This is a genomic window from Micromonospora sp. NBC_00330 (genome assembly GCF_036136635.1).
GTDB classification, from domain to species: Bacteria; Actinomycetota; Actinomycetes; order Mycobacteriales; family Micromonosporaceae; genus Micromonospora; species Micromonospora salmantinae.
Genome location: NZ_CP108012.1, coordinates 3,601,837 through 3,619,483 on the forward strand (window position 1 = coordinate 3,601,837; position 17,647 = coordinate 3,619,483).

At 71.0% G+C, this 17,647-nt stretch carries 18 protein-coding genes; 7 read left to right on the forward strand and 11 right to left on the reverse strand.

What is annotated here, in order from left to right; translation table 11 throughout:
* Positions 1-4 precede the first annotated feature (4 nt).
* Entirely contained in the window at positions 5-943 is a 939-nt protein-coding gene (locus OG598_RS16160; protein WP_328655350.1) for an NAD(P)/FAD-dependent oxidoreductase, read from the reverse strand.
* Positions 944-1,047: 104 nt separating this feature from the next.
* Between OG598_RS16160 and OG598_RS16165 the strand changes: the two genes are divergently transcribed.
* On the forward strand, positions 1,048-1,266 hold the full coding sequence (locus OG598_RS16165) for a DUF3072 domain-containing protein (protein ID WP_091402204.1): 219 nt from the start codon (positions 1,048-1,050) through the stop codon (positions 1,264-1,266).
* 112 nt (positions 1,267-1,378) lie between these two features.
* Here OG598_RS16165 and OG598_RS16170 read toward each other — a convergent pair whose 3' ends face one another.
* The 3 genes from OG598_RS16170 to OG598_RS16180 all read right to left on the reverse strand — a co-directional run bounded on the left by OG598_RS16170 (position 1,379) and on the right by OG598_RS16180 (position 6,873).
* Positions 1,379-1,879 carry a metallophosphoesterase family protein gene (locus tag OG598_RS16170; RefSeq protein ID WP_328655186.1) on the reverse strand — a complete coding sequence of 167 codons (501 nt, stop codon included), beginning with the start codon at positions 1,877-1,879 and terminating at the stop codon, positions 1,379-1,381.
* A 131-nt stretch (positions 1,880-2,010) separates the two neighbouring features.
* Positions 2,011-4,887, reverse strand: coding sequence for a ricin-type beta-trefoil lectin domain protein (locus tag OG598_RS16175; protein ID WP_328655187.1), 2,877 nt, complete (start codon positions 4,885-4,887; stop codon positions 2,011-2,013).
* Between the two features lie 153 nt (positions 4,888-5,040).
* Positions 5,041-6,873 (reverse strand): glycoside hydrolase family 15 protein, encoded by a 1,833-nt coding sequence (locus OG598_RS16180; protein ID WP_328655188.1) that lies wholly within the window; start codon positions 6,871-6,873, stop codon positions 5,041-5,043.
* 111 nt (positions 6,874-6,984) lie between these two features.
* On the opposite strand from OG598_RS16180, the gene OG598_RS16185 reads away from it, so the two are divergent.
* Entirely contained in the window at positions 6,985-7,572 is a 588-nt protein-coding gene (locus OG598_RS16185) for a general stress protein (protein ID WP_328655189.1), read from the forward strand.
* A 55-nt stretch (positions 7,573-7,627) separates the two neighbouring features.
* On the opposite strand, the gene OG598_RS16190 is transcribed toward OG598_RS16185, so the two are convergent.
* Both OG598_RS16190 and OG598_RS16195 read right to left on the reverse strand, forming a co-directional pair.
* Positions 7,628-8,215 carry a DUF1684 domain-containing protein gene (locus OG598_RS16190; RefSeq protein WP_328655190.1) on the reverse strand — a complete coding sequence of 196 codons (588 nt, stop codon included), beginning with the start codon at positions 8,213-8,215 and terminating at the stop codon, positions 7,628-7,630.
* Between the two features lie 33 nt (positions 8,216-8,248).
* Positions 8,249-8,818 carry a TetR/AcrR family transcriptional regulator gene (locus tag OG598_RS16195; RefSeq protein ID WP_328655191.1) on the reverse strand — a complete coding sequence of 190 codons (570 nt, stop codon included), beginning with the start codon at positions 8,816-8,818 and terminating at the stop codon, positions 8,249-8,251.
* Positions 8,819-8,878: 60 nt separating this feature from the next.
* Between OG598_RS16195 and OG598_RS16200 the strand changes: the two genes are divergently transcribed.
* Positions 8,879-9,367, forward strand: coding sequence for an FBP domain-containing protein (locus tag OG598_RS16200; RefSeq protein WP_328655192.1), 489 nt, complete (start codon positions 8,879-8,881; stop codon positions 9,365-9,367).
* Positions 9,368-9,428: 61 nt separating this feature from the next.
* On the opposite strand, the gene OG598_RS16205 is transcribed toward OG598_RS16200, so the two are convergent.
* A complete protein-coding gene (locus OG598_RS16205) occupies positions 9,429-9,962 on the reverse strand; it encodes a GNAT family N-acetyltransferase (protein ID WP_328655193.1) in 534 nt (177 codons plus the stop codon).
* Positions 9,963-10,118: 156 nt separating this feature from the next.
* Between OG598_RS16205 and OG598_RS16210 the strand changes: the two genes are divergently transcribed.
* Complete coding sequence (locus OG598_RS16210; RefSeq protein WP_328655194.1) at positions 10,119-10,601, forward strand: MarR family winged helix-turn-helix transcriptional regulator; 483 nt, start codon at positions 10,119-10,121, stop codon at positions 10,599-10,601.
* A 10-nt stretch (positions 10,602-10,611) separates the two neighbouring features.
* Positions 10,612-11,598 carry a pirin family protein gene (locus tag OG598_RS16215; protein ID WP_328655195.1) on the forward strand — a complete coding sequence of 329 codons (987 nt, stop codon included), beginning with the start codon at positions 10,612-10,614 and terminating at the stop codon, positions 11,596-11,598.
* Between the two features lie 65 nt (positions 11,599-11,663).
* Here OG598_RS16215 and OG598_RS16220 read toward each other — a convergent pair whose 3' ends face one another.
* The gene (locus tag OG598_RS16220) at positions 11,664-11,792 is read right to left on the reverse strand and encodes a hypothetical protein (protein WP_256441970.1); all 129 of its coding nucleotides are present in this window, start codon (positions 11,790-11,792) and stop codon (positions 11,664-11,666) included.
* A gap of 132 nt (positions 11,793-11,924) precedes the next feature.
* Here OG598_RS16220 and OG598_RS16225 point away from each other — a divergent pair, with 132 nt between their 5' ends.
* Positions 11,925-13,514: a phospholipase D family protein gene (locus tag OG598_RS16225; protein ID WP_328655351.1), complete on the forward strand. Its 1,590-nt coding sequence runs from the start codon at positions 11,925-11,927 to the stop codon at positions 13,512-13,514.
* Here the strand turns inward: OG598_RS16225 and OG598_RS16230 are convergent.
* Entirely contained in the window at positions 13,463-14,212 is a 750-nt protein-coding gene (locus tag OG598_RS16230; RefSeq protein ID WP_328655196.1) for a hypothetical protein, read from the reverse strand. The two genes, OG598_RS16225 and OG598_RS16230, sit on opposite strands and share 52 nt — an antisense overlap.
* Before the next feature lie 376 nt (positions 14,213-14,588).
* Between OG598_RS16230 and OG598_RS16235 the strand changes: the two genes are divergently transcribed.
* Positions 14,589-15,413 carry a SigB/SigF/SigG family RNA polymerase sigma factor gene (locus tag OG598_RS16235; protein WP_091401616.1) on the forward strand — a complete coding sequence of 275 codons (825 nt, stop codon included), beginning with the start codon at positions 14,589-14,591 and terminating at the stop codon, positions 15,411-15,413.
* Between the two features lie 130 nt (positions 15,414-15,543).
* On the opposite strand, the gene OG598_RS16240 is transcribed toward OG598_RS16235, so the two are convergent.
* Positions 15,544-16,134 carry a GNAT family N-acetyltransferase gene (locus OG598_RS16240; RefSeq protein WP_328655197.1) on the reverse strand — a complete coding sequence of 197 codons (591 nt, stop codon included), beginning with the start codon at positions 16,132-16,134 and terminating at the stop codon, positions 15,544-15,546.
* Positions 16,131-17,642 carry an APC family permease gene (locus tag OG598_RS16245; RefSeq protein WP_328655198.1) on the reverse strand — a complete coding sequence of 504 codons (1,512 nt, stop codon included), beginning with the start codon at positions 17,640-17,642 and terminating at the stop codon, positions 16,131-16,133. Before OG598_RS16245 ends, OG598_RS16240 begins: the two co-directional genes overlap by 4 nt.
* Between the last annotated feature and the right edge of the window lie 5 nt (positions 17,643-17,647).

The window sequence follows — 17,647 nt, forward strand, 5'->3', positions numbered from 1 at the left end:
CGGCTCAGGCCAGGCGGGCGGCCAGCGCACGGCCGAGGTCCCGGCCGGAGCGCCAGGCGCTCTGCACCCGGGGCTTGCCGAACGCGTCGCCGGCCAGGCCGATCCCGTCGGCGTCGAGGTGGTAGGTGGCACCGCCGGCGTCGCTGGTCGGCTTCGCGTACGTCCAGCGGTGCACGTGCACGTCGACGGCCTGCTCGGGCAGCCCGAGCAGGTCCCGGACGGCCTGTTCGATCGCCGGGCCGGCCCCGGTGGGTTGGGCCAGGTGCCCGGCCGCGAACTCTGGCACGGTGTGCGCGACCAGCACCGGCGCGCCGTCACCACGCCGGTCGCCGTCGTCGCAGACGAGGTTGAGGACCGGGTGCTCGTTGACGAACGCGCCCCGGAAGTCCGGCCAGCGCCGGGTCGGGAAGCGCAGCACCGCGGCCAGCGACGGCGACCAGCGTTGCGCCTGTACGACCCGGGTGGCGTCGGTCAGGGCGGGGTCGAGCAGCAGGGCGGCCTGCGGACCCGGCATGGCCAGGGCGACCGCCGCACACGACTGCCCGTCGACGACCGGGCCGGGTTCCACGGTGAGCACCAGCCGGTCGACGGTCACCGGCACCTCGTCGGCCAGGTGCTCGACCAACGAGCGCAGCCCACGGGGGGCGGCGAAACGCATCGGCCCGGGCACCTCGTGGTTCCCACTCCGGTCGTACGCCTGGAAGGTGTCGGTCCATTCGCGGACCAGCCCGGCGGCGCGCCACTGCTCGACCAGTGCGGCGAAGTCCGGGTCGGTGGCGGTGAAGTAGGCGGCGCCGATGTCCGCGGGCCGGCCCTGGAAGCGTTTGCTGGCCATCCGGCCACCGCGGACGTGCCCCCGCTCCCGGACCTGTACCGGCACCCCGGCCCGGGTCAGCTCGACAGCACAGGCCACCCCGGCGATGCCCGCCCCGACCACCACCACGCTCGACCGGTCCTCCGTCATCCGATGATCGTAGGTGGCGGCGTTCGGGCATGAACCGCCGGCGATCGGGGTACTGGCACACCTGTTCGAAAGAAAGGGTGATGATGATGACGGACCGCCGCACCGAGCAGGCCGACCAGAACGCCGCGATCAAGGACCCGGACGAGTGGGTCACCGGGGACGAGCCGCCGACCGCCGCCCAGGAGTCCTACCTGAGCACGCTGGCCCGGGAAGCTCACGCCGACCTCCCGGACGACCTGACCAAGGCCGAGGCGTCCAAGCGCATCGACGAACTCCAGGCCGAGACGGGCCGAGGCCAGTAACCCTCCGCGCGATCTTGCACTTTCTGTCGCGACGAAATGGCACACAAGGCGCAAGTCGTCGACAGCAAGTGCAAGATCGCCGGGGCGGGGCGGGGCGGGGCGGGGCCGGCCGTCAGGGGCGGGGTAGGTGGTGCAGGTGGACCTTGGTGAGGGTGCCGGCGTGCACCTCGGCGGTGAGGTAGGTGGCGTGGGGTTGGGAGCGGCGGTCGGTGGGTGAGCCGGGGTTGAGCAGGCGCAGCCCACCGGCGGCCTCGGTGTCCCAGGGGATGTGCGAATGCCCGAACACCAGCACGTCGACGTCGGGAAAGCGGGCCGCGCACCGCTTCTCCCGGCCGGTCCGGGGCCCGGTCTCGTGCACCACAGCGACCCGCAGGCCGTCGAGTTCGACCCGGGCCACCTCCGGTAGCCGGGCGCGCAGCGCCGGGCCGTCGTTGTTGCCGTACACCCCGATCAGTCGGCGCGATCGCGCGGTCATCGCGTCGAGCAGGGCCTCGTCCACCCAGTCGCCGGCGTGCACCACCACGTCGGCCGCCTCGACGGCCGCCCAGAGGGGCCCGGGTAGGTCCCGGGCCCGCTTCGGTACGTGTGTGTCCGCCGTGAGCACCAACCGCATAGCGGCATTGTCCCCCGAGTCCCGGCCGCCCACCCGGGGGACGTGGGGTGGACGGCCGGGCTCCGCCTCTGCCGCCCGGCCCCGTGCGTCATCGACGCTCGGGTACGGGTGCCGAGTCGGTCAGGGGGCGGTCACGGCAGGGTCCAGCGTTGCGCCCCGGTGCCGTTGCAGGTCCAGATCCGCAGTTGCCGACCGTCGGTGAGGTCCGAGTTGGGGATGTCCAGGCAACGCCCGGACTGGGGGTTGCGCAGGCTGCCGTCCGACTGGGCGGCCCACTGCTGGGCCCCGCTGCCGTTGCAGTCGTAGAGCTGCACGAGGGTGCCGTCGGTGGTGCCGCTCGCCTTCACGTCCAGGCACTTGGCGAGCCCTCGCACTGTACCGTCGCCGGGCAGGGTCCAGCGCTGGGCGGCGGTGCCGTTGCAGGTCCAGGTCTGCACCTTGGTGCCGTTCGCGGTCTGGCTGGAGGCGATGTCCGCGCACTTGCCGAGGGCCTTGACCTCACCGGTGCGCGCCCCGCCGGTGCCGACGCCCGGGCCGGTGAAGGTGTAGCTGTCCACGTCGAGCAGCGCCCCGCTGCCGCCGGTGACGACCAGGTACAGGTCGTGGGTGCCGTCGTCGGGCTTGGTCACAGTGGCGCTCAGCTCGGTGTAGTTGTCCCAGCCGCCGGTGTTCGGCACCGCGATCCGGGCGACCTCGGTGCCGGTCGGTGAGTCGTACCGGAAGGAGAGGGTGCCGCCGGGGCCGCCGGAGGAGACCCGGGCCCGGACACCGGTGATTCCCTTGAGGCTCACCGCGTGGTGCCGGACGCTCTCGCCGTTCTGGACGTCGCCCAGCCGTTTGCCACCCTCGGCAGCCGCCTGGTCGATCACCTTGGGGCCGTTGAGCTGGACGAAGTGCTCGGCCTGCCACTGTTTCGGGTAGAGGCTGATCTCCTGCTCACCGGTGAGCGCGGCCGAGCCCGTCGCGCCGCGGTCGGTGTAGCTGCCCCGCAGGACGAAGAACAGCACCGAGTCGGGACCGGCGTGCACCGGGCCGGTGTTGAAGGTCGCGCCGCAGCCGGTCCCCTCCCCCTCCTCGTGGGCGTGCTCCTGGTGGCCCAGCGCGGCCCGGACGACCACCGCCGAGCAGGCCGGAGTGCCGTCCTGCGGGTCACTGGCCGTGGCGCCCACCGCCAGGTCCTGACCCCAGTCGAAGAGCCCGCCGGCGGGCAGGCCGGTCAAGGTGACAGTCGGCCGGTTGTTGCCGACCACCACCGACACCACTGTGGTGGCGCTGCGGCCGGTGCCGTCGTTGACGGTGAGCCGGGCGCTGTAGCTGCCGTTGGCGGAGTACGTGAAGGACGGGTTCGCGGCTGTCGAGTCGGTGCTGCCGTTGTTGGTGAAGTCCCACGCGTACGTCAGCGGGTCGCCGTCCGGATCCGAGCTGCCGGCACTGGAGAAGGTCACCGAGAGCGGGGCCAGGCCGTTGTCCCGGTTGACTGTGGCCTTGGCTTGCGGCGACCGACCACCCTGGACGTAGTTGATTTTGTAGAGACCGGCGTCGACAGCGCCGGAGAAGTAGCCGCTGCCGTATTCCAGCAGGTAGAGCGACCCGTCCGGGCCGAACTGCCAGTCGATCGGGTGGACGAGTTTCATGCCGGCGAGCACCGGCTCGATGACTGTCGGCGCCCCGGTGGACGGGTTGCCGTTGTCGAACTGGACCTCCTTGATCCAGTTGCGGCAGTACTCGGAGATCAGCCACTTGTTGTCGTAGTAGGCCGGCCACTTCACGTCCGAGACGAGGTTCGGATCGTAGTGGTAGACCTCGACGTGGTTGGGCGATCCGCACCCGCCCGGGTTGTCCAGTGCCGGCCAGTCCTCACTGCCGCCGTGCTGCTCCCAGACCAGTGCCGGTTTCGTCGGCGGAAGCTGCTGGACTCCCGTGTTGCGGGGTGAGTTGTTGACCGGGCCGGTCGAGCCGCCGCAGGGGAACCAGCCACGCGGTGTGGCGGTGGCGAAGTCCCAGTCGTTGTAGGCGACGTTGGGGCCGCCACAGTACGGCCAGCCGTAGTTGCCGGGCCCGTTGGCCCGGTTGAACTCGTCGTAGGCCGCCGGGCCACGGTTGGCGAGGTCGGTGCCGGCGTCCGGGCCGACCTCACCCCAGTAGAGGGTGTTGTTGGCAGTGCGGTCCACCCAGATCCGGTACGGGTTGCGCACGCCCATCACGTAGATCTCCGGGCGCGTTCGCGCGGTGCCGGCGGCGAAGAGGTTGCCGCTGGGGACGGTGTAGCTGCCGTCGTTCTCCGGGTGGATCCGGTTGATCTTTCCGCGCAGGTCGTTGGTGTTGCCCGAGGTGCGTTGGGCGTCGTACTGGGCGTTGCGGTTCGTCCGCTCGTCGATCGGGGCCATCCCGGCGGAGTCGCCGCCGGAGTTGGTGTTGTCGCCGACGGCGAAGTACAGGTTGCCGGCGGTGTCCCAGCTCATCGAGCCGGCCGAGTGACAGCAGAGATCGCGTTCGGTGGGCCACTCGATGAGCACGTCCTCGCTGCCCGGGTCGAGCAGCAGGGTGGACGGGTTGAAGGTGAACCGACTGATCCGGTTGACCAGTGGGGTGACCTTCGGCGAGTAGAAGAGGTAGACCCAGCGGTTGGTAGCAAAGCTTGGATGCAGGGTGATGCCGATCAGGCCGTCCTCGAAGCGGGCGTCCAGCGCCAGGGTCAGGGCCACTGTGGTGGACCTGGTCGCCGGGTTGTAGAGGCGGACCTGTCCACCGGCGGCGCTGGTGCCCCGGTTGATGTAGAAGACCTTGCCGTCGGGGGCGACGGCCAGTTCGATCGGTTCGCCCATGGAGAGGCCGCCGTCGAGGGCGACCTTTTCGAAACCGACGGTGGCGGGTGGGGCGAGGGCGGCGGCCTGGGCCGGGGACGCGGCGGCCGGCAGAACGCTTGCCTGCGGCACGAGGCAGAGGGTCACCAGGACGGTGAGCAGTGTGGTGGCGCTGACGAGCCGTCGACGCAGAGTGCGGGACACGAGACCTCCAGCTGTCCGGGGGATCTCGGTGCCGCTCCCGCCGACTGGAGGAGCACCGCGGTGTTTCCCGGACATTAACGTCTTTCACTGGAAGACGATAGAACTTCGCGTCATTGGATCGAAAGTTGTCAAGATTTACACGAAAGTACGGGCTCAGCGACGCGTTGGGGTGAAGTGCGCCGGGGGCATCCCGCACTCGCGCAACGTCGGGTCCTGCTCGACGTCGGTGAGCACACCGGCGGCATTGATGAGGCCGATGTGCGAGAACGCCTGCGGGAAGTTGCCCAACTGTTCCCCGGTCTGCTGGTCGATCTGCTCGGCGAACAGGCCCAGGTCGTTGACCCGACCAGCCAGATCGCGAAACAGCTCGTGCGCCCGGTCCCGCTCGCCGGCCAATGCCAGGCAGCTCACCAACCAGAACGAACAGATGACGAAGCCCGCCGGGTCGCCGTCCCAGCGCCGCAGCAGGCCGTCGTGCGACAGCCCCCGCTCGACCGCGCGGATCGTCGAGAGCATCCGCGGGTCATCGGCCCGCAGAAAACCCACCAGCGGCATCACCAACACCGACGCGTCCAGCTCGTCGGAATCAAAAATCCCGGTGTACGACTGGAGCCTGTCGCTCCACCCCCGCTCGAGGATCGTCGCGCGCACCTCGTCCCGGGCCGCCGTCCAGCGAGCCAGGTCCTGCGGCCCGCCGAGCTGGTCGCCGAAACGGACCGCCCGGTCCAGTGCGACCCAACACTCCACCTTCGAGGACACGTGGTGGTGTTGCACCCCACGCTCCTCCCACATCCCCGCGTCCGGCTGTTTCCAGTCCTGCTCGGCCTGATCGGCGAGCACCCGGAGCAGGTGGTAGACGTCCGGGTCGAACGGTTCCAGCTGGTCGCGCATCAGCCAGGCGGCGTCCATGGCCGCGCCGTAGATGTCGTTCTGCCGCTGCCGCCACGCGTCGTTGCCGGTCACCACCGGCGGGCTGTCGCGGTAACCGCCGAGCTGGTCCAGCCGATGTTCGGTGAGGTCCCGCTCCCCCAGCACCCCGTACATGATGGGCACCGGCTGGTCGCCGATTCGGCCCATCGCCCGGCCCAACCAGGCGAACTGCCGCCGCACCTCGTCGAAGCACGCCGACCGCCACAGCGCCCGCAGCGTGTGGCTGAAGTCGCGCACCCAGACGTAGCGGTAGTCGTAGTTGCGGTCCCCGCCGAGCTTCTCCGGCAGCGAGGTGGTCACCGAGGCCACCACAGCGCCACTGGGCCGGTACGTCATGCCCTGCACCACCAGCCCGCTGCGCCGCACCTCCTCGGCGTAGAGGCCCTGGTACTCGTGCTCGTCGGCCCAGGACCGCCAGCCGGCGACGGTGTCGGCGATCGTCTGGTCGGCGTCCGGTACCTCGGGCAGTGGGGCGTCGTAGGTCGGGGCGTACCCGAGACTGAAGTTGTGGGTCGCGCCGGCGCGGACGGTGAACGTCGCTGCGGCATCGCCATCGTCGCCGCACGCCAACCGCACGCTGCTGCGGAAGGTGAGCCGCGCGGCCCCGGCGATGGCCTCGAGCATGTCCTCACGCTCGACCAGGTAGGCGATGGTGCGCCCGTACTCGAAGCGCGGACGGTAGTGCACCCGTATCGGCACCGCACCGGAGAGTCCCTGCACGCTACGGACCAGCACCTGCGGTGGGTGCATTCCGATGTCGTGACCTCGCGAGCCGGGCTCGAAGGCGAGCGCGTCGGTGAGCGCGACCTCCCCCTGCGCGGTGCGGAAGACGGTCCGCAACACCAGGGTGTCCTTCAGGTAGCTCCGTTCGACAGTGAAATCGGCCTCCGGCCGGATCGACCAGTGCCCCGCACCGTCGTCGAGCAGCCGCCCGAACACCGACGGGGCGTCGAACCGGCCAGGACACCACCAGTTCACCGAGCCCGAGGCGTCCACCAGCGCCGCGGTGCGGCCGTCGGCGAGGAACGCGTAGTCGCTGATCTGTCCGCTCTCCACCTGACTGCCTACCCGGGCAGTCCGCGCCCATTCCCCTCCTGTCCGACAGTGGAGACCGCGTTACCGGTCGGCTTGGGCGGGAACGCGGCGAGCTGACGAGGGAGGATGCTCATGACGTCAGCTTCGGGGCCGACCGCCGCCTGGCGGTCCGGCACACAGGGTGGCGACCTGCTTCCATCCGGGCCGGCCGGCCGCCTGTCGACACCGGCCGGGGACGGCCACGGGCCGGAAGCCGGCCCGCCGACCGTGACGATCGGCTCGTACCCGGACTATCCGACCGCGCAGCGGGTCGTCGACTACCTGGCCGACAACCGGTTTCCGGTGGAACACAGCGCCATTGTCGGCACCAACCTCACATTGGTGGAGACGGTGCTCGGGCGCATGACCACCGGTCGGGCCGGTCTGCTCGGCGCCGGTACCGGCGCCTGGTTCGGGCTCTTCATCGGCCTGCTGTTCGGCATCTTCACAGTCGGCAACTGGCTTGCGGTGATCCTGGTCGGGTTGGTCATCGGTGCGATCTGGGGTGCCGTGTTCGGTGCGGTCGCGCACGCCATGACGGGCGGCCAGCGCGACTTCACCTCGGCCAGCTCGCTGCGCGCCGGCCAGTACGCGGTGACGGTCGACGCGCAGCTCGCCGATCAGGCGCGACAGTTGCTCGGTCGGATGCAGATGTCGGGACAGGCGGACGCCAACCGCTGAGCGACGATCGGCCGCCCGCCCGGGGAACACTCGGGGCGGGCGGCCGTTTCGTCGTTCAGTCGTGGTACGCCAGCTCGCCGGCCCGCAGCGGCACGTCGACCCGGTTCTCCGGTGGCGCCAGCGGGCAGGCCCAGCGGTCGTCGTAGGCGCAGCTCGGGTTGTAGAGGTAGTTGCCGTCCAGCCGGACCCGGTCGCCGGGCAGTAGCTCGACGCCCCGGCCGAAGGTGCCCTTCACGGTGTCGGTGAGGTACCGGCCTCCGCCGTAGCTCTCCCGCCCGCAGGTGCCGTCGCGCAGCGGAACGAACAGCCCACCCCCGTACGCCTCGATCCACCACAGGGTCAGCGGCCCCCACGGCGTCTCGGCCACCGCGACCCGCCGGTACGCGACCACCCCGTCCGGGCCACCGGTGTCGATGCGCAGCTCACCGCTGGCTGATCGCAGGGCCGCCTCGACCACGGCCTCCGGGTTGGGCGGGAAGTAGCGCACCCCGGCGAAGTCGGGCCGCTCCGCCACGGGGATCGGGCTCTGCGGGTGGGTGGCGAAGAGTTCGTCGCGGCCGGCGCGGAAGCCCGCCAGGTCGACGTCGGACAGGTACAGCCGGGCCACCCGTTCCCGCCAGTCGGCCAACTCCAGATCATCCACGCCACCGAGCCTATGCCGTGGCTCTGCGGCAGCTCAGCGCGACGGCCAGTTGGTGAGGACGGCGTCGAGGGCGTCCAGGGTGCGCGACCAGGAGTCGTCGGTGGGGCGCGGGGTGTGCCGGAAGCCGCCGGTCTTCTCCAGGCTCACGAACCCGTGGAACGTGCTGTGCATCATCCGCACCGCGTCGGTCTGGTCGGGCTCGGAGAGCCGGTAGCCGCGCAGGATCGCCCGGGTCATCTCGGCGTGCCGGACGCCCGCGCTCGCGGCGGCGGTCTGGGGGTCGAGGTCGATCTGCATGGCCGCGTAGCGGCCCGGGTGCTCTCGCGCGTAGTCGCGGTACGCGTTGGCGAACGCCACCAGGGCGTCCTTGCCGGCCCGGCCGGCGAGCGCCGCGGCGACCCGGTCGGCCAGCTCCGCCAGTGCCAGCAGGGCGATCCTGACCCGCAGTTCGTGCGCGTTCTTGAGGTGGAAGTACAGGCTGGCGTCCTTGACCCCGAACTGGCGGGCGAGCGCGGCCACAGTGACGTTCTCCACGCCCACCTCGTCGGCCAACTCCGCCGCGGCCAGCGTCAGGCGCTCGACGGTCACCCCGGCACGTGCCATGCAGCACACTCCTAACCTAGCCGTAATAATCGCTTGCCTAAGAGGGCTAGGCTACTACCTATGTTGGCCCTGACCGAATCCGTCATCCGCGCGTCCTTCGTCAATTGCAGCAAGGGCGAGGCGAAGCGGCTGGCCGTACCGAACGATCTTGAAATGCGCCAGTGGGACGACCTCGACTTTCTCGGCTGGCGGGATCCATCCGCGCCGCAGCGGGCCTACCTGGTCGCCGAGACCGACGGCAAGCTGGCCGGGGTGGTGCTGCGGGCCGCGACGCACCAGGTGGGGCGCGTGCGGCACAGCATGTGCTCGTTCTGCCTGACCACCCACCTCGGCGGTGGCGTGTCGTTGATGACCGCCCCCAAGGCCGGCCCGAGCGGACGGCAGGGCGACTCCGTGGGCACGTACCTGTGCTCCGACCTGGCCTGCTCGCTGTACCTGCGGGGGAAGAAGCACGCCGGGCCTCCCGCGCCCGAGCCGCTGCCCCTGCCGGAGCGGATCGACCGCGTCAGGACCGCCCTCGCGACGTTCCTCCGCAAGGTCACCGAGTGACGGCTCGAGACGACAGGCGCGGCCGAGGCTGGAGTGTGTTCCGGCCCCGGCCCGCCTCCGACTAGCGGTCGGTGGCCAGGCGGGCGTGCAGGTGCTCGTCGTAGCGCCGGCCGTCGCCGTACCGGTACGACTCACGCAGCGTCCCCTCGGCCGGGTAGCCGGCACGGTCGGCGACCCGGCAGGACGCCGGGTTTGCCACCGCGTGACACAGCTCCACCCGGTGCAGCCCGAGATCCGCGAACGCCCACTCGGTGAGCCGGACGACGGCACGGACCGCCACCTGACGCCCCCGTGCCGCTGGCACCGTCCAGTAGCCGATGGACGCGTCGCCGTCGTGGATGCGGTGCAGCGACACCGAGCCGAGCAGTTCGCCGCCGGTCGCCGCGGTGACCGCCATCGAGGCGTGACCGCCGGTCGACCAGTCGGCCCGGCGACGCACCCAGAGCAGAGCGACCTCGTCGTCGATCGGGCCGCCACCCTGCGGGTTCCACTGGGCGATCGCCGGGTCCCGGAGGGCGTCGCGCACGGCCGGGGCGTCCTCGTCCCGCCAGGGGCGCAGCAACAGGTCGGCGGCGGAGAGTTCAACGTGTTCCACGAGGCCGGAGTCTGGCACAAGCCGAGGCCCACGCGCCGCCGGATTAACGCAGGCTTCCTTCAAAACTGCACGATCTGGCGGTCAACGTGTGAGGAAGTGACCCAGGCAACGCTCAACGGCATTACTTAAATTTTGAAAGAGTGCTACCGTCGTGGCATGACCGAGAGCCTGGACAGCACCCGAGAGGCCGCCTGGCGCGCCTACATCGAGGCCAGCCAGCGTCTCTACACCCAGTTGGAAGAGGACCTACGGGTCGACAGCGACCTCAGCTTCGCCGATTACCACGTGCTGGTCCTGCTCTCCGAGGCACCCGGGCAGCGGCTACGGATGGGCGAGCTGGCCAGCCGGTTGATCTTCTCGCCCAGCCGCCTCACCTACCAGGTTTCCTCCATGCAGCGTCGCGGCCTGGTCAGCAAGGAGCCCTGCCCGGACGACCGGCGCGGCAGCGAGGCGGTGCTCACCGCCGCCGGGCTGCTCGCCCTGCGGGAAGCCGCACCCCACCATCTGGCGTCGGTGCGTACCCATCTCATGGACGACCTCGACGATGCCGAGGTCGCCTGCCTCACCCGGATCTTCGACCGGCTCGGCGAGCGCCTGCGGGCATCGCGGGTCAGCTCGACCACCCCCGCCTCACGCTAGGAGCCTCGACATGCCCGCGATCACCGTCGACAACGTTCTCGTCCTGCCCCGCCTGCCCCAGCTCGACGAGGCCACCACGATCCGCCCGGTCCGCACGGTGACCACGGCGCCCAGCGGCTTCGAGGGTGAGGGCTTCCCGGTCCGTCGCGCCTTCGCCGGGGTGTCGACCACCGACCTGGACCCGTTCATCCACCTCGACCAGATGGGCGAGGTCGACTACGCGCCGGGCGAGCCCAAGGGCACTCCGTGGCACCCGCACCGCGGCTTCGAGACCGTCACGTACATCATCGACGGCGTCTTCGACCACCAGGACTCCAACGGCGGTGGCGGCACCATCACCGACGGCGACACCCAGTGGATGACGGCGGGCAGCGGCCTGCTGCACATCGAGGCGCCGCCGGAGCACCTGGTGATGAGCGGCGGGCTCTTCCACGGCACCCAACTGTGGGTCAACCTGCCCCGCTCGGCCAAGATGAACCCGCCCCGCTACCAGGACATCCGGGGTCGGGAGTCGGCGCTGCTCACCACGCCCGACGGCGGCGCCCTGATCCGGGTCATCGCCGGCGAGGTCGCCGGGCACCGCGGCCCGGGTTCGACCTTCACCCCGATCACCATCACGCACGTCACGGTGCAGCCGGGCGCACAGGTCGACCTGCCGTGGCGGCCCGACTTCAACGCCCTGGTGTACGTGCTGGGCGGTCGCGGCACTGTCGGCACCGACCGGCGGCCGGTGCGTACCGGCCAGCTCGCGGTGCACGGCGCGGGTGACGCGCTGCGGTTCAGCGCCGACACCACGCAGGACGGCAACACCCCGGCACTGGACCTCTACATCATGGGTGGTCAGCCGATCCGGGAGCCGGTGGCACAGTACGGCCCGTTCGTGATGAACACCCGGGACGAGCTGCTCAAGGCGTTCGAGGACTTCCAGGCCGGCCGCCTCGGCGTGATCCCCACCGAGCAGCTCCCGCACACCGGCGGCCAGGGCACCCGGCCCTGACCACTGCCGACCGCTGAGTTCGGCGCCGACGCCTCCGGTTCACCCCCGGGGGCGTCGGCGCCGCCTCAGGAGACCGCAAAAATCCCGGCAACGCCCAGAATTACCATCACCAACACCGCTACCAGCGCACCCCGTTCGCTCTCCACCGCCGGCTCGCGGTTCTCGGTCACGGGATTCGTCGTGTCGCGGGGCATAGTGTGGCCTCCTCGGCTGTTGTCGCGTCGCTTCCGATGGCGTCGGCCAGGTCACCGGTCCGGGGGCCTGGCGTGCGGACCCGCGTCGGGGGTCCTACCGTGAGGACGTTGCCGACCTCAGGGGGCTGGACGGTGCCGTTGCAGGACTGGTTCCTCACCGCAGAGGAACGCGCCAACCCGGTCTCTGGCATACCCGTATGGACCACGGGAAACCTCGCCGAGCCGTTGATTCACGGTGCCGCGTACTTCGACCGCCTGGTCGACGAGGTCGAGGCCCTGGGCCCCGGCGACCACCTGTTCTTCACCGACTGGCGGGGGGACCCGGACCAGCGACTGCGCCCGGACGGTCCGACAGTGGCCCAACTCTTCGCCCAGGCCGCGCAGCGCGGTGTGGTGGTCAAGGGGTTGATCTGGCGCTCGCACCTCGACGTCCTGGCGTACAGCGAGGCCGAGAACCGCGACCTCAGCGAGACGATCTCGGCCGCCGGTGGCGAGGTGCTGCTGGACCAACGGGTCCGGCGCGGCGGCTCGCACCATCAGAAGCTCGTGGTGCTGCGGCACCAGGGCGCGCCGGAGCGGGACGTCGCCTTCGCCGGCGGGATCGACCTGTGCCACAGCCGCCGCGACGACGCCGCGCACCACGGCGACCCGCAACCGGTGCAGATGTCCCCCCGGTACGGACCCAATCCGCCCTGGCACGACGTGCAGCTCGCGGTGCGCGGTCCGGTGGTCGGCGCGTTGGACACCCTGTTCCGGGAACGCTGGACCGACCCGATGCCGCTGGACTCGGAGAACCCGATGGCCTACCTGCGGGACCGGCTGCGCGGCTCGGACCTGCGCCCCGACCCGCTGCCCGAGCAGCCGGCGGATCCGCCGCCCTGCGGTCCGCACCAGATCCAGGTGCTGCGCACCTACCCCGCCGTCCGCCCGCGCTACTCGTTCGCACCGCACGGCGAGCGGACCGTGGCCCGGGGTTACACCAAGGCGGTACGCCGGGCCCGCCGACTCATCTACATCGAGGACCAGTACCTCTGGTCGGCCGAGGTCGCGGACCTGTTCGCGCACGCGTTACGGGACAACCCGGACCTGCACCTGATCGCCGTCGTCCCCCGCCACCCGGACGTGGACGGCAAGCTGGCGTTGCCGCCGAACATGGTCGGGCGCGAGCAGGCGCTGTCGCTGTGTGAGCGGGCCGCACCGGACCGGGTGCACGTGTTCGACGTGGAGAACCACGCCGGCGACCCGGTCTACGTGCACGCGAAGGTCTGCGTGGTCGACGACGTCTGGGCCAGCGTGGGCAGCGACAACTTCAACCGGCGGTCCTGGACGCACGACAGCGAGTTGTCCTGCGCGGTGCTCGACGAGACCCCGGACCAGCGGGAACCCACCGACCCGGCTGGGCGAGGTGACGGCGCGCGGAGCTTCGCCCGGGACCTGCGACTGCGGCTGTGGCGCGAGCACCTGGACCGCGACCCGGACGGCGCGGACGACGCCGACCTGTTGGACCCGGCGGACGCCGTCGCGGCCGTGACGGCCGCCGCCGACGCGCTACAGCAGTGGTACGACGACGGCCAGGTGGGAGAACGGCCGCCCGGGCGGCTGCGCCCGCACCGCCCCGAGCGGTTGCCGTGGTACACCCGGGCCTGGGCGCTGCCGGTGTACCGGCTGGTCTACGACCCGGACGGCAGGCCGCTGCGGGCGAGGCTGGCCGGCACCTGGTGATGCGGCCGGGCCGGCTCCGGCGCGGCGACCGCGTGCACGTTCAGCCCGCCGGGGTAGGCGAACGACGAGCGCGGTGAGTAGTAGCCGAAGCCGATGGTCAGCGGGTTGGCCGGGCGCAGCGCGTACATCGGGTGGCCGGGCTGGAGGAACTCCACCGACTCGACCTCGAACGGGGCGACCGGCTCGGCGACGAACGGGTAGGCCGAGCTGAGCAACTGGCCGTCGCGCCGGGTGAAGTAGCGGTGGTGCCCACTGCTGATCACGTGGCCGGTCTCCCCCACCCGACACCGGGCCCGGATCAACGGCGTGCCGTCGATCTCCGTCTCGGAGAGCAGGTCCTCGCCGTTCACGTCGATCCGGGTGCGCCCGGCGAGCACCGGGGCGCCGCGGGCGACGGCGTACTCACGGACCCGCCGGCTGGAGGCCACGTAGTGGGTCCACCAGCCACCGGCGTTGAGGCCGCCGGGCGCGTCGACGCCCAGGAGCGAGACGCCGAGGTAGGTCAGCGAGTACGCGCCGAAGCCGGAGGTCTGCGTCTCGTCGTCGACGATGTACTGGTTGAGGAAGACCTGCCGGTCGGGGCGGGGGCAGAGACCCGGCGGGACCAGCGCGGCGACCGCGTCGGGATCCGCCGGCAGCCAGCTGAAGTAGAGGGTGCGACTGTTCACGACAAGCTGGGGAGCGGCTGGATCGAGCACGGTGCCTCCGAACCGGGTGTGTACACGCGACGCTACGGCCGGTCCCACCAGCGGGACAAGGACGGATAGTCGACACTCCTGGCGACTTGTCGGATTTCATGTTGACCAGTCGACGCGACCCGTGGGCCGATCGGCCGGACCGGCCGGCCGACCGGGCAGCGGATTGGGCGGGAACAACGGGTAAGGATCCTCACAACCACCTCAACTTCCGCGTTATTTGCCCGTTTTGTTACTCGACACACCTTAAGTACATCAACCTTTCGGCTAGATTTCTGGGAGACGATCAGGTTAAGGTGACTCCCGAACGGCCTATTGGAAGCTAAACCAAAGCGTCACGTCTTTTTCGTCAGCGGACGAGGTGCAGGGAGGACCACCCATGACCGCGCCAACGATCACCGAGCAGCCGAGCGCCGCCGTCAAGGCCACCACCAAGCTCGACCCGCGCGCTCTCACCGACAGCGCCGCCGACCTGCTCAACGCGATGGCGGCGCTGCCCGCCAACCACCCGTCGCGCGCCGCTCTGCGGGACCGCGCGATCGAGGCCTGGCTGCCGCTCGCCAACCACCTCGCCCACCGCTACAGCGGGCGCGGCGAGCCGAACGACGACCTGGCGCAGACCGCCGCGATCGGCCTGATCAAGGCCATCGACAAGTTCGACCCCGAGCGCGGTGTCGACTTCGCCGGTTACGCGATCCCCACCATCATCGGCGAGCTCAAGCGGCACTTCCGGGACCGCACCTGGGACATCCGGGTGCCCCGCCGCCTCCAGGAGCTGCGGCTGGCCATCTCCGACGCCAACAGCTCGCTCCTGCAGACCCTCGGCCGCTCGCCGACGGTCGCCGACATCGCCGCGCACCTCAAGCTCACCGAGGAAGAGGTGCTGGAGGGCCTGGAAGGCGCCCGCGCGTACAACGCGGTGTCGCTGTCCACCCCGACCGGCGACGGCGAGCGCGCCACCGAGCTGGGCGACATGCTCGGCGGCGAGGACAGCGAGTTCGAGCTGGCCGAGCTGCGGGTCGCCCTCGGCCCGGCGCTGGCCACCCTCGACGAGCGCGAGCAGAAGATCCTCACGCTGCGCTTCTACGGCAACCTGACCCAGTCGCAGATCGCCGACCAGATCGGCGTCTCGCAGATGCACGTCTCGCGACTGCTGACCCGGGCGCTGACCAAGCTGCGCGGCCAGCTCGACGGCACGTACTGACCAGTTGACGAGCGGAGGGCCGGGTCCCATGGACCCGGCCCTCCGCTCTGTCCGTGCTGTCACGTGAGCGTTACAGTGCGACAACAGGGCGTGCTGGTCGCGTCGACCGACCGGCTCGGTGCCGACCGGCTCAGTGCCCGGCCGGCTCCCGCCACATCGGCCAGAACGGCGTTCCGTCGGGCACCCGGAACGGCTCGCCGGCCAGGTAGCCGTGCTTCGCGTACAGGTCCCGGCTGCGCGGGCTGCTCGCCTCCAGGTACGCCGGCATTCCGTTGGCGTCCAGCCAGGCGTGGTGGTGCCGCATCAGCGCGCTCCCCAACCCCTGCCCCTGCCGGTCCGGCCGGGTCGCCAGGAACGCGAGGTGGTGGTGATCCGGATGCGGGTGGTTCGCCGCGAACAGCTCGTCGAGGTGCTCGAACCGGTCGGTCCATTCGCCGCAGGCGGCGGCCAGTCGGGCGTCGTAGTCCGCCGGCGGCGGCGCCGGCTCACCGACCGACGGAAACCAGACCGCGACCGAGGCCCGGTCCGCTGTGGCGTGGACGATGCCGTGCCGCATCGCGTGCCCGACCAGGATCTCGAAGTCGCCGGCCAGTACGGCCTCCCGCTTGCTCGGGTCGGGCACCAGCCAGTACGTCACCTCCAGGACGGTGAACGCCTCGGCGATCCGACCTGCCACGAGGGTGGTCTCCTCCGGCCCGAGCTGCTCGATGACGACGCTCATCGGGTCACCTCCACGGCGGCCGGGGCCTCCGGCTTGACGGCGGCCGCGGCGCTCGCCGCACCCAGGCCGATCCGGGCGTACGTGTCCGGGCGGTTGCTACGCAGCAGCAGGGCCCAGCCGATGCCCAGCAGGGCGGCCACCGGGTACGCGGCGGGCAGCGCCCAGCGCAGCGTCGAGTCCGGCGCGACGCCGAGCAGGTTGGCGAAGTTCGACACGGCCAACCAGATGATCACGAAGAGCGCGATGGTGGCCAGGCCGGGCGCGATGGCCCGCCGCCAGAGGTTCTCGCCCCCGGCGGAGCGGGCGAAGTAGGCGATCACCGCCACCGAGGTTGTGGCGATCAGCAGCAGGACACCGAAGCCGCCGGTGGTGCCGACCCAGAAGAAGAGCTGCACGACCGGATCCCAGCCGTTGATCGCGTACAGCAGGATGACCAGCAGTCCGAGGACGCTCTGCGCCACGGAGGCGGCCCGTGGCGCCCCGGTACGGGCCGAGGTCTGCCCGAACACCGCCGGCAGCACCCGCTCCCGACCGAGCGCGAAGGTGTAGCGGGCAGTGGTGTTGTGGAACGAGATCATCGCCGCGAGCACCGAGGTCAGGAAGAGCACCTGCCCGATGGTGACCGCGGTGTCGCCAAGGTGCGCGGCGGCCAGGTTGAAGATCAGCCCGACGCTCTGCTCGCCGGCCTCGGCGACGATCTTGTCCTGCCCGACCGCGACGGTCATGGTCCAGGACGACAGCGCGTACAGCCCGGCGATGATCGCCACCGAGAGGTAGGTGGCCAGCGGCACCGTCCGCTTCGGGTCCTTGCTCTCCTCGCTGAACACCACCGCCGACTCGAAGCCGACGAAGCCGAGGACGGCGAGCACCAGCACCGCGCCGACACCCGGCACGAAGAGGTTGTCCGGTGAGAACGGGGCGAAGCTGACCCCACCGTCGGCCGGGTTGCCGAGCTGTCCCAGGTCGAAGACGAGGACCACCACGATCTCGGCGACCAGCAGCGCGGCCAGGACCATGCCGTTGAGGTCGACCCGGAGCAGGCCGAGCAGGCCGACCAACGCCCACGCCACCAGGGCCACTACCGCCCAGTGCGGGTGCCCGCCGAAGAGCCGGTCGAGCACCGGCTCGGCCGCCACGCCGATGGTGCCGTACAGCCCGACCTGCAACGCGTTGTACGCGATCAGCGCGACCCAGGCGGCGCCCACGCCGGCCGGTCGGCCGAGGCCGCGGGAGATGTAGGCGTAGAAGGCGCCGGCGTTCTCCACCCGGCGGGACATCGCCACGTAACCCACCGAGAAGAGCGCGAGCACCGCTGCGATCAGCAGGAAGGCCAGCGGGATGCCGGTCACCCCGATGACGCCGTAGCCGGTGGTGACGACGCCGGCCACCACTGTCAGCGGCGCGGCGGCGGAGAGGACGAAGAAGATCACCGAGGGGATGCCGAGGCGACCTCGGGCCAGGGCTTCGGAGACGTTGCTGGGTCGGTCGACTGTCGATGTCGGGGGCATACGAC